We start from the raw sequence: 11,621 nt of genomic DNA on the forward strand, positions 1-11,621 counted from the left end.
TTCGGTCTCCCGGAAAGCCGGCCACATCCACACCGCCCCTTCCGGCGTGACAGACTGACGGACAGGTTATGCAACAACCCGGCTTTTTCGAGCTGATGAGTTTTGGGGAAGGTGGCTGGGGCCCGGTCATGGTGATGGGTGCGCTCGTCACGGTGATCCTCGCCATCTGCGGCTTCACCATCGGCGCCGTTTTTGGGGCGTTTGCCGCCTGGGCCAAGATTGCCGGAAACCGCACTCTGCGCGTCACGGCAGATGTCTACACGACGGTCCTGCGCGGCATCCCCGATCTGCTTGTCATCTATCTCTTCTATTTCGGCGGCAGTGCCTTCCTCACCTGGGTCGGGCGGCTCTTCGGTTCCGATGGTTTTATCGGCCTGCCCGGCTTTGCCGCAGGCGCGTTGGCCATCGGCATCACCTCCGGCGCGCAGCACACGGAAGTGTTTCGTGGTGCTTACCGGGCAGTCGCCGCCGGCGAGATCGAGGCGGCAATTGCCACCGGCATGCCACGCACGACGCGCTTTCGCCGCATTATTGCACCGCTGGTATTGCGCCATGCCCTGCCAGGCCTTGGCAACGTCTGGCAGATCGTGCTGAAGGAATCCGCCCTGGTCTCCGTCACCGGAGTGGTTGAACTTCTACGTCAGGCCCAGGTTGGCGCGGGCTCAACCCGTCATCCGTTCGAATTCTATCTTGCCGCCGCCATGCTCTATCTGGTCATCACCAGCATCTCCAGCGCCACGTTCCGCTCAGCTGAGACCTATTTCAACCGCGGCGTGAGGAGAGGCTGATGGACTTCGCATTCTTCTGGGAAGCGCTGCTCACCTTGCTACCCGGTGTCCCAAAGACACTGCAACTGGCCTTTCTCTCCACCGGTCTTGGCGCGATCATTGCTCTGTTTCTCGCAATGATGCGTCTCTCTGGCATAAAACCTCTCGACTGGTTTGCCAGAGCCTATCTCTTTGTCTTCCGTGGCTCGCCGCTTCTGGTGCAAATCTTCCTGATTTATTATGGCCTCAGCCAGTTTCCGGAAGTGCGCAATTCGATCTTCTGGCCATTGCTACGGGATCCGTTCTGGTGCGCCATCATTGCCCTGACCCTCAACACCGCAGCCTACGGCAGTGAGGTCATACGTGGCGGGTTGCTCTCCGTGCCGCATGGCCAGGTGGAAGCAGCCAAGGCCTGCGGCATGTCCGGCTTCCGGCTTTTCCGTCGGATCATTCTGCCTCTCGCCATTCGTCAGGGACTTCCTGCCTACGGCACAGAGCTGATCCTTATGGTGAAGGCCACCTCTCTTGCCTCCATCATCACCATCATGGAAATCACTGGTCTGGCCGCAAGACTGGTCTCCGAGACCTATCTGGTCATCGAGGTCTTTGTCGTTGCCGGTGCCATCTATCTTGCCATCAACTTCATCCTCACCCGGCTCGTACAGGGCCTGGAATATCGGCTGACGCCCCATCTGCGGGAACGGCCGGACGCCGGCATCGTGATGCCGACCCGGGAAACAGCAGGAGAACGCGCGTGAGCGACCTCAATCCGTCCACTCAAAAGGTCGCCGTCAGCCTGACCGATCTGCATAAATCCTTCGGCTCTCTGGAAGTGCTCAAGGGTGTCAATCTGGAGGCCCGCGAAGGCGAGGTCGTCTCGATCCTCGGCGCATCCGGCTCGGGCAAGTCCACCATGCTGCGCTGCATCAACATGCTGGAGGTCCCCTCCTCCGGTCTGGTCACCGTCGGAGATGAGGCCATAACGCTCAAGACCGACCGCAAGGGCAAGATCAAGCCCGCCGACCAGCGTCAGGTCGACCGCGTCCGTTCCCGCGTCGGCATGGTCTTCCAGTCGTTCAACCTGTGGTCCCACAAGACCATTCTGGAGAACGTCATCGAGGCACCGATCCACGTGCAGGGCCGCCCGAAAGCCGAATGCATCGAGGAAGCCGAGGATCTGCTCGACAAGGTTGGCATCGCCGACAAGCGCGACTTCTATCCAGCCCACTTGTCCGGCGGCCAACAGCAGCGCGCAGCCATCGCCCGGGCGCTCGCTCAGCACCCCGATGTCATGCTTTTTGACGAGCCGACCTCGGCCCTCGATCCAGAGCTGGTGGGGGAAGTCTTGAAGGTTATGCGCCGTCTGGCAGATGAAGGCCGGACGATGCTCGTCGTCACCCACGAGATGGGCTTTGCCCGGGATGTCTCCAACCGCGTGGTCTTCCTGCATCAGGGCCAGATCGACGCGGAAGGTAGCCCAGCCGACCTGTTCAATGGCAAGGGCAGCGAACGTTTTCAAAAGTTCATTGCCGGCTAGCCCGGCAATCGAAATCCCGGTTCCAGCCGGGCACCTAAAGAAACAGCAAGGGGAAATACAAAGATGAACACCTGGACCCGTATTGCAGGCGCCGCGCTGACCGCGGTTGCCCTGATGACTGCCCCGGCAGTCGCCAAGGAATGGACCACCGTCAAGCTCGGCACGGAAGGCGCCTTCCCGCCCTGGAACTCCACCAAGGCAGACGGCACACTCGAAGGTTTCGAGATCGAACTGGCAGACGACCTGTGCGCGCGCATGGAAGTCAAATGCGAGTGGGTTGTCCAGGCCTGGAAGGGCATCATTCCCGCACTTCAGGCTGGCAAGTTCGACGCCATCATGTCCGGCATGTCGGCAACCGCCAAGCGTGAGAAAGTCATCGACTTCTCTCAGCCCTACGGCTCCACCGGCCAGACCTTTGGCGTCCTGAAGGACAACGACCTGGCAGCTTTGCCACTCCAGGGCATCGTCTTCCCGCTCGCATCCAAGCCTGAAGAAGCCGAGAAGGCCATCGCGGAAATCCTGCCTTACTTCAAGGGCAAGGTCATCGGCGTTCAGGCGTCTTCCATTGCTCAGGGCTTCCTGCAGAAGTATTTCGCCAACACCGCAGAAATCCGCGAGTACGGCAAGACCCAGGAACATGACCTCGACCTGTTGTCCGGTCGCGTCGACGCAATCGTCGCCTCCATGGCCTATGTCTCGACAGCCGCCAAGGACCCGGCGAACGAAGGCCTCGTTCAGGCCGGCCCGCGCTTCCAGGGTGGCATGCTGGGCCGCGGGTCCTCCATCGGCCTGCGCAAAGGCTCCGACGACCTGAAGGCCATGTTCGACAAGGCAATCACCGCAGCCAAGGAAGACGGCACAATCAAGAAGCTGTCTGAAAAATGGTTCGGCTTCGACGTAACCGTCTACTAAGAACCACCCGACAACAACCTGACATCAAGTGCCCGGGACCTCATTCCCGGGCATTTTTGTTTGGAGTCCCGACATGGAAAAGCAAGAAGGCATATCTACCCTGAAATCAGTTCAGCTTGTATGTTTCGTCAAGCTGGCTGGCCAGTAAGCGCATCTCCTGCCTTAATTCCCCCTCCAATAAAACATCGTTTGAATTAGCCGGTGCTTCCGGTTTAAGAACAGGGGTAGTGAATGAGGTGACACCGATGAAATCAATGTCGACCCGAGAACGGCTGATGATCAATGCAGAGCGGCTGATGGCGAAGAACGGCATTGCCGCGACATCCGTGCGCGAGATCACCGACGCTTCGGACGCCAATGTCGCCGCGATCAATTACTACTTCGGCAGCAAGAACGAATTGCTCCTGCAGCTCCTGAAAGCACGGTTCGATCAATTGGATGCAAACCTTCTTGCCCGCCTAAAAGCAGCAGAAGAGAGCGCCGGTGAGACCCCGGTGCGCGTCGCCTCACTTGCTGGCGCCTATACGGATGCCCTGACCAGCCTGGGAACGGACAGCACAGCGGAGCCTGCAAACCCGACCATCCTGCTGATTGAGAGAGCTGCAGCCGAGCAAGAGCCGATCCTGTCACAGGCGCAGGACTACAATGCGCCCGGCATCACCAAACTCATTCAGCTTTTTTTGGCCGCAGCCCCGACCCTGAAACGCCAGGACCTCGGCGTTTCTCGGCTGATTGGCCTGATGTTTTCCGCCTCCGTCGACTACATGCAAGTCATGAATGCCTCAGGTCCGGACAGCATCAAGGCAACCGCCATTCGCAACTATATCGCAGCTGGCGCAACTGCTTATCTGGAGACGGTCTCGCAAGCCGCTCGCGCCGACGCCTGAAGTTCCGTAAACTCATACGCTCAGCCATTCCTTCCGGATAGCCAGGCACCTTACATTGGAGGAAAGGCATGCGCGCAGTCCGCCTGTCGATACTGGCTTTCGCATTTTCACTCATCGCATTCGGCGCCCATGCCGAAGACGTTGCAATTGAAACCGCTCGAGGCACCGTCACGCTTGAGAGCAATCCCGAGACCCTCGCGGTGCTCGATATTGCCGCACTCGATACCCTGACAGCCCTCGGGGTTGAGGTTGGTGGCATCCCCGACAACGTGTTCGTTGACTATCTGCGCGATAGCTTGGGTGAGACAAACGTCGTCGGCTCGCTGTTCGAACCCGACTTTGAAGCGATTAACGCCCTTCAGCCTGACCTGATCATTGCTGGCGGCCGCTCTTCAACCCGGGTAGAGGAGCTGTCAGCCCTCGCCCCGACGATCGACATGACCATCTGGGGCGATGGCTTGATCGAACAGGGACGCAAGCGGCTCAAGGCCTATGGCGAGCTTTTCGGAAAACAGCCGCGCGCCGCCGACCTGGATGCCAAACTGCTGCAGGCTGTCGAACACCTTCGGCAGACGACTGAAGCTGCAGGAACCGCGCTCATCGTTCTAACCAACGGCCCCAAGATCAGTGTTTACGGTCCCAGTTCACGCTTTGGCTGGATCCACACGGAACTTGGCATTCGCGCCGCGGCCAGCAACATCAGCGCATCGACACACGGCGAGGCCGTCTCGTTTGAGTTCCTGCGGAAGGTCGACCCGGATTGGCTGATCGTCATTGATCGGGCGGCCGCCATCGGCGCTGAATCTGAACTGGCCGCCCAGACACTCGACAACAAACTCGTGCAGGAAACCAAGGCCTGGAAGACCCACCAGATCATCTATTTGAACGCCGCCAACGTCTACATCTCCGCAGGCGGATATCAGTCGCTCATGGGAACATTGAGCGAACTGCAAACGTCGTTCTCAGCTGATCGGTGATCTCACCATCCATGCCGCGTGAAACACCACCTCAAAGGCCATGGATCCGGGTCACGCTCACGACCTCCATCGTTGCCATTCTCCTCTGCCTGATCTTGATCAGCCTGTCTATCGGGGTGATCGAGACCAGCCTGGCTGATCTGTTTTCGCAGGCAGCGGATGGCGAGGGCCTGCTGCTGCTCAGCCGCCTGCCACGCACCCTGGCGACGCTGCTTGCCGGCGCATCCCTGGCCGTGGCGGGTTTCATCCTGCAGACCCTCGTGCAGAACCGCTTTGTCGAACCGGCAACTGTCGGAACGGCTGATTCTGCCGCCCTCGGGCTGATCGGCGTCTCCATTGTTCTGCCCGACGCCGGCATCTTTTCCAAGATGCTGGTCGGCAGTCTTGCAGCCTTCGTCGGCGCGCTCGGCTTTCTTGCGCTGGTCAAGCGCCTGCCCCGCACACAACCGCTTCTTGTGCCTCTTTGCGGCATCTTCTACGGCGGTGTCATCTCTTCGGTCGCAACCTTTCTCGCCTATGAAAATGACCTGATGCAGTACATCGGCATCTGGATGAACGGGGAGTTCTCCGGCGTGCTGCAAGGACGTTATGAACTTCTCTGGGCCTCGGGCCTCATTGCGCTCGCCGGCTATGCCTATGCAGACAAATTCACCATTGCAGGCCTGGGCCGCGACACCGCATCGGGACTTGGCCTGAACTACTCACAGACCATCCACCTGGGTCTGGCAATTGTCGCCATGGTCACGGCGTTCACCGTCATCACCGTCGGCATGCTGCCGTTTGTCGGGCTGGTCGTGCCGAATATCGTCAGCCGTTTCGTCGGCGACAATTCACGAAAGGTTCTGCCGCTTGTCGCATTGGTCGGCGGCACCTTCGTACTGGGCAGCGACATTCTCGGACGCGTCCTGCGCTTTCCATATGAGATCCCCGCCGGGGCCATATTTGGCGTGATCGGTACTTTCGTCTTTCTCTGGCTGTTGTTGGCGAGGCCAAGTCGTGCCTGACAAGCGTTTGATTTTTCTGTTCTTATCCGCTCTCGCCGCTTGCCTTGCCTTCATGCTCGTTGGCGCGAGAGGCAGTTGGGACTTCCTGCTGGTCTTCAGAGGCACCAAGCTTTTGACGTTGATTGCCATCTCCGTGGCCGTCGCCGTCGCCACCATCCTGTTCCAGACGCTCTCCGCCAACCGCATCCTCACTCCGTCGATCATGGGGTTGGATGCCCTGTATGTACTGTTGCAAACGATACTTGTGTTCGTGCTCGGGGGGGCGGGATTGGCGAGCCTTTCGGCGGAAGTGAAATTCCTGGCCTCCTTCCTGCTGCTCATGTTTGCCTCGGTTCTGCTCTTCGGAGTTCTCCTCAACCGCCAGCGTGAAGATCTGTTTCGGTTGCTGTTGATCGGAGTGATCTTCGGGATCCTGTTCAGAAGCGTGAGCGCCCTGATCAGCAGGTTGATCGACCCGAGCGAGTTCATGATCCTGCAGGGCGAGCTTTTCGCCAGCTTCAACAAGACCAACACATCGCTTCTGGCGATTTCAGCCCTCATGATCGGCCTGTGTTGCATCGTTGTCTGGCGGAGGCGTCGCGTCCTTGACGTCATGGCTCTGGGACGCGAGACGGCAATCGGATTGGGCGTCGACACCGGTCGGGAGCTGTTCATCGGGCTTGTCATCGTCAGCGCGCTGGTCGCGACGTCCACCGCGCTTGTCGGGCCAGTCGGCTTCTTCGGCTTGCTCGTCAGTGCTTTGGCTTATGAGCTGATGAAGACCAGCGGACATGGGCCCGTCTTCATTGCAGCAGCCCTGATTTCCATCACAATAATCGTTGGAGGTCAGACGTTGTTTGAGCGGGTGCTGCACATGGGAGCGACCTTGAGCGTCGTCATTGAATTCCTGGGCGGCATCACCTTTTTGCTCATCGTCTTCAGAAAGTACAAGGCATGATCGACATTCAGAACGTGACCTACCACCACGGGCGAAGTCTGATCCTGGACGACGTGTCGCTCCGCCTCAAAAAGGGTGGGATCACCGCGCTTGTCGGACCCAACGGTGCCGGAAAATCGACACTCTTTGCCCTGATGGCCCGGTTGTTGCCGCTGCAGTCCGGTTCCATTCGCTTCGATGAGATGGAGGTCGGAAAAACCGGCACGCAGAGCCTCGCCCGGAAACTGGCGATCTTGCGTCAGGAGGCCAATGTCGCCTCCCGCATCACGGTCAGGGATCTCGTTGGCTTTGGCCGGTTTCCACATCACCAGGGGCGTGCGAGCGAAGCAGATGAGGCTTTTGTCCAAAAATCGCTCCATGAGTTCGACCTTGCATCCATAGCCGACCGCTTCATCGATGAGCTGTCAGGCGGCCAGAGGCAACGGGCGCTCGTGGCAATGGCCTTCGCTCAGGATACGGACTATCTGCTGCTGGACGAACCGTTGAACAATCTCGACATGTATTTCGCCCGCAGCCTGATGCAGCAGCTGCGCGCCCTTGCCGACGCTTATGGCAAGACCATCGTCATCGTGCTGCATGAGATCAACTATGCCTCAGGCCACGCCGATGAAATCATCGCCCTCAAACAAGGACGCGTGGCTCTGCAGGCCCCGCCCGAGAGCTTCATGACGGCGGAAAACCTCTTCGCCATCTATGGCATGGACGTGCAGGTCGAAACCTTTGGAAATCGCAAGATCGCCCTGCACCAGGTCTAGGCGCATCCAAGCTCCGTGGACGGTGCAACACCAGTCCCAAAAAAGCCGGCGGATTGCATCCGCCGGCTGAATTTCACATCATCATCAGGGACTGATCAGTACCTCAGAGTGCCTGACAGGCGGAACGACCGGCCCGGCTCATACATGGGTGTAATGGTCGCATATTCCTGCCCGTAAGTTGCACGATCGGCATAGGTTTCATCAAAAATATTGTCGACCCCAAGCCGGAGAGACAAGGCTTCGAACTGCTTAGGCTTATACTCTGCGTAAGCATTGACGACAGCAAAGCCAGCGATCGGCTCAGAGCCGCTGGATGCGAAGGCATCATTTTCGAGAGCCGCGTCCAGAGACGCCCCGATGGTCAGATCGATTTTCTGGAAGGTGTGCGCAATCTCAGCTGAAATCACCTGGCCGACCGCAGCACCGATGTTGATCAGCGCATAGGAACTGACCGCACCATTCGACAGGGTCTGCTTGGTGTCGGAGAAAGAAACCCGCGCAAAGCCGTCCGCCCAGCTGTAACCTGCAGCCAGATTGAAGCCGTAGCTGCTGAAGTCGACATTCGACACGTTTTCCCGGTAGTCGAAGAAGCGCGTGTTGAAGACATTCCCTTCTGCGAACCAGCCATTCCGCTCGAACTTCACGCCGGCGGTGACATTGTCTGAACGGACAGGATCGAGGTTGGCGTAGTTCCAGGTCGGAACGAATACGAAGGTCTCTTCCAGATCGGTGCCGCCAAAGACGTTGGAATATCCGGCGTTGATCGACAGGCCATCAAGCAGCATGAATTCGCCGTAGGCATTGCCGCTCAAACCGAAATTGTCGAGTTCCGTTCCGTCGATCCCCTCAAAGTTGTTGCTGTCGGCACGGCCCCCAAAGGAAACCTTCAGCCTGTCGAAAGGCTGCAAACGCGCCTGAACGTAAGCGCCGTAGTTCTGGCTGCTCTCTTCATAGAACTGGCCTGGCCCCACATATTCAGCCTGCTCCGAAAGGAGATCCAGACCCGCGGTGATTGTGTTGCCTTCACTCAGCTTGAAGACATTCTCGACCTTGGCCGTCCAGGTCCCTGCCGTGGATTCGCTGTTGTAGGGAACAGGAATACTATAATCGTTCTCGCTGTATCCGACGACGACCTTCGGGTTCCAGTAGCCTTCAAGGTCTTCCTTGCCGAAATTGAAGCTGAAATTACGACGGGTGATGTCGTATTGACGGGTCGTGAAAGCGCCACGCAGGGCAGCGAGGTTTGCGCGGTAAGGGCGCATGGAATCATCAGTCAGCTGCTGACCCTTCAGCTCGAAACGATAGCCGCTCTGGGTTTCATAAGCGATCTTTCCAAGCAGCGACAGGGAATCCGCACCAGTCCCAGGAATGGCGAAGCCGTTGCCGTCTTCATAGTCATCGCCCTTGGCAAACTTTGCATAGCCAAGCAGCTCAAAGCCTTCATGACGCCCATAGGCTGCGGCACTTTCAGAAAATGTCGAGCCGTTGGTTTCATATGCAGTCGTCGAAAACGCGCCGAAGTTGCGATCATGCAGCAGCAGGTCCGGAACATCGACGGTTTCATAGACAATGGAGCCGCCAAGCGCCCCGAACCCGGCATCTGCAGGAGCCACGCCCGGATCAACCCGCGCCGCTTTCAGCAGCTCCGGATCAATGTGGTTGGTGCTGGTGTGGTGGAACACCCGGTTGCCTTGCTTCACCCCATCAATGCTGACGGACAGGTTGTTCTCGTCAACACCGTTGACGTAAACTTTTTGCGCGATCGAATGACCGCCCCCGACAGTGATAGCCGCATTTCCGGCAAACAGATCCCGCGTGGACTGTGGTTGGGTGCGCTCGATTTCGCTGCGATCAATATATTCAGACAGCGCACGATCAGCACTCTCGGCATGTTCATCCGATTGAGTGGCTTTTTCCGTCTCAACGACAACATCGTCCAGTACCGTCGCGCCTTGCGACAAGCCCCCAGTCCCGTCCTGCGCTTCTGCAACACCCGCCAGCATGACCGACTGCAACAGTGTTCCGGTTAGCAGCAATGAAAGACGCACGCGATCCAGCATGGCCAATTCCTCTATTTCTGAATGCAATAAATGGCTTAATTCCGGTGATTACCGAGATCTAGCTGGCTCTAGCCCCCCGAGCTGAAGCGTCGAACTCATCAATATATGATAAATTTACTCATGTAAAACACTGTTTGAAATATCGTTTCACGCATCTTCAAATTCTTACACGCGAACGCTCACGACAAACAAACACTGCTCCGTCAGAGCCGGTGCAGTGTCACGTTGCAAGGATGGATAAAGTAGAAAATCGTTGAGGCAGGCTCAGCCAGTGATCGCCGTGGCAGCAGGCCGCCCTTCAGCCCTCATCCGCATCAAGGCAGAAGACCGCATCGGCAAGTCCGGCCGCCGGTTCCGTATCGCGCACATGCGGTAGCAGAACAACCACCGGCCCGACGGCAAGATCCGCCAGCTGCGCTGGTGTGCCATGCCCGAACTCCAGGTGCCCGCGACCAATAATCCCCGCGACCAGTGGCGGAGTGGCCCCTTCTCTCAAACCTGCAATGCGGCAAGCAAACGAGCGGTCCCAAACCTGCTGGGCCCGCACAAACCGGTCAAAAGCCGGATCGTCGGGCGACTGGGCTTTCCGGCTCGGCGATCCACCTCCGGTGATCTCGAACAGGTACCGACGATAGTCCGCAGTCGCCGCCCGCGCCGGTGTCAGACCATCGCGGTCGTCCTCGGCAACGCCTTCCCATCCAAGTTTTCCAACTTCGCTGACTAGGGTGCGGCGACAGTTCAAACCATGCATCGGAACACGAAACTGTCGGCAAAAGCGGAAGATCGGCAGGTACAGCTCGGCAGGAAAGCCCCAGACCTTGCCCCACTCCGCAGCCTCCAGGAAAGCCTCCTCGGCTGCGAACTCGCCCGCGACCCAACGCGCCAGAACCGGATCCAGGCGCGCCGGAAACATCTCGAAGCCACACACCAAATCGCTGCGCAAGGCGCGTAAGGCAGCGAGAACATGCAGCTGCCACCGGTGCTGCGCCGCCTTGTCGTGCTGCTCGCCAAGCAGCACGACACCCGCCCTGGAAGCGGTCGCAATAACCGCCTCGTGAGACAGCTCCTTGCCACTCGCGGGCTCAATCCACTGCCCCGCCTTCATCGTCCGGAACCAATCGTCAAAGAACTTCGGCAACCGTCGAGCAGGATACCGGTATGACGTCCGTTGTCTTCGCTCCAGCCGGAGAAGCACTCCGCAGGTAGGTGAAGATGGAAATCCTTGGTCAGGATGTTGAAACATCCACCGACCGCCCGGATATCTTCGATCTTGCCCGTCCAGCGTTGGGTAATGGCTGCTACAGCGACCTCAACGGTGACTTCATCGCCGCCGATCAAGCCATCCAGGAACGGCCGGGCCGGATCATTTTCGAGGTCTGGAGCCGCGTCTTCCACGCTTGGACGCGGACGCAGATCAATCGCCTCGCGTTCAAAAGACACGAGCGCTGCTGCAAAGACCTCCAGCCCTTCCAGTCCGACAACGGAGAAGAGAATCTCGTCTTCCTGCCCGAGAAAATCCAGACGCGGATAGACCTTGCCGCGCATTTCCGAAAACGTGTCCAGCTCGACGGCGACCAGCAGCGAATCATTGATTTCGGAGCTGTGGCACTTGCCGGAAATCTTCACCGGACCTGTCCCGACCTCGACCTGCTCGACCAGCCCGATGCGTTCATGCACTAAGCCATTGGCGCGGACCACCATCATGACCCGGTCCATACCCGGCAGTCGCTTCAGAACCTCAACAGGGGCAGCATGCAGTTTGTGGCGTTTCGCGTCAGCGCTCAT

At 58.6% G+C, this 11,621-nt stretch carries 12 protein-coding genes; 9 read left to right on the forward strand and 3 right to left on the reverse strand.

The features are described from left to right. Positions 1-68 precede the first annotated feature (68 nt). The 9 genes from J0X15_RS01855 to J0X15_RS01895 all read left to right on the forward strand — a co-directional run bounded on the left by J0X15_RS01855 (position 69) and on the right by J0X15_RS01895 (position 7,776). Positions 69-788, forward strand: a complete 720-nt coding sequence (locus J0X15_RS01855) for an ABC transporter permease (RefSeq protein ID WP_206937777.1) — start codon at positions 69-71, stop codon at positions 786-788. After that, entirely contained in the window at positions 788-1,525 is a 738-nt protein-coding gene (locus J0X15_RS01860) for an ABC transporter permease (protein WP_206937779.1), read from the forward strand. The genes J0X15_RS01855 and J0X15_RS01860 overlap by 1 nt, the downstream gene beginning before the upstream one ends. Next, positions 1,522-2,304: an ABC transporter ATP-binding protein gene (locus J0X15_RS01865; protein WP_206937780.1), complete on the forward strand. Its 783-nt coding sequence runs from the start codon at positions 1,522-1,524 to the stop codon at positions 2,302-2,304. Before J0X15_RS01860 ends, J0X15_RS01865 begins: the two co-directional genes overlap by 4 nt. Before the next feature lie 63 nt (positions 2,305-2,367). Beyond that, positions 2,368-3,216 (forward strand): transporter substrate-binding domain-containing protein, encoded by an 849-nt coding sequence (locus J0X15_RS01870; protein ID WP_206937781.1) that lies wholly within the window; start codon positions 2,368-2,370, stop codon positions 3,214-3,216. Positions 3,217-3,461: 245 nt separating this feature from the next. Continuing rightward, the gene (locus J0X15_RS01875) at positions 3,462-4,103 is read left to right on the forward strand and encodes a TetR/AcrR family transcriptional regulator (RefSeq protein ID WP_206937782.1); all 642 of its coding nucleotides are present in this window, start codon (positions 3,462-3,464) and stop codon (positions 4,101-4,103) included. Positions 4,104-4,171: 68 nt separating this feature from the next. Continuing rightward, positions 4,172-5,080: a siderophore ABC transporter substrate-binding protein gene (locus J0X15_RS01880; RefSeq protein ID WP_206937783.1), complete on the forward strand. Its 909-nt coding sequence runs from the start codon at positions 4,172-4,174 to the stop codon at positions 5,078-5,080. Positions 5,081-5,091: 11 nt separating this feature from the next. Further along, on the forward strand, positions 5,092-6,084 hold the full coding sequence (locus J0X15_RS01885; RefSeq protein ID WP_206937784.1) for an ABC transporter permease: 993 nt from the start codon (positions 5,092-5,094) through the stop codon (positions 6,082-6,084). Further along, entirely contained in the window at positions 6,077-7,021 is a 945-nt protein-coding gene (locus J0X15_RS01890; RefSeq protein ID WP_331461861.1) for an iron chelate uptake ABC transporter family permease subunit, read from the forward strand. Before J0X15_RS01885 ends, J0X15_RS01890 begins: the two co-directional genes overlap by 8 nt. Then, positions 7,018-7,776 carry an iron ABC transporter ATP-binding protein gene (locus J0X15_RS01895; protein WP_206937785.1) on the forward strand — a complete coding sequence of 253 codons (759 nt, stop codon included), beginning with the start codon at positions 7,018-7,020 and terminating at the stop codon, positions 7,774-7,776. Before J0X15_RS01890 ends, J0X15_RS01895 begins: the two co-directional genes overlap by 4 nt. Positions 7,777-7,871: 95 nt before the next feature. Here the strand turns inward: J0X15_RS01895 and J0X15_RS01900 are convergent, their stop codons facing one another. The 3 genes from J0X15_RS01900 to J0X15_RS01910 form a co-directional block, all read right to left on the reverse strand. Continuing rightward, complete coding sequence (locus tag J0X15_RS01900; RefSeq protein ID WP_206937787.1) at positions 7,872-9,836, reverse strand: TonB-dependent receptor plug domain-containing protein; 1,965 nt, start codon at positions 9,834-9,836, stop codon at positions 7,872-7,874. A gap of 298 nt (positions 9,837-10,134) precedes the next feature. Then, positions 10,135-10,941: a ChaN family lipoprotein gene (locus J0X15_RS01905; protein WP_206937789.1), complete on the reverse strand. Its 807-nt coding sequence runs from the start codon at positions 10,939-10,941 to the stop codon at positions 10,135-10,137. Then, on the reverse strand, positions 10,938-11,621 hold the full coding sequence (locus J0X15_RS01910) for a ChuX/HutX family heme-like substrate-binding protein (RefSeq protein WP_206937792.1): 684 nt from the start codon (positions 11,619-11,621) through the stop codon (positions 10,938-10,940). Before J0X15_RS01910 ends, J0X15_RS01905 begins: the two co-directional genes overlap by 4 nt.

The organism is Roseibium limicola, assembly GCF_017313085.1.
Taxonomy (GTDB): domain Bacteria; phylum Pseudomonadota; class Alphaproteobacteria; order Rhizobiales; family Stappiaceae; genus Roseibium; species Roseibium limicola.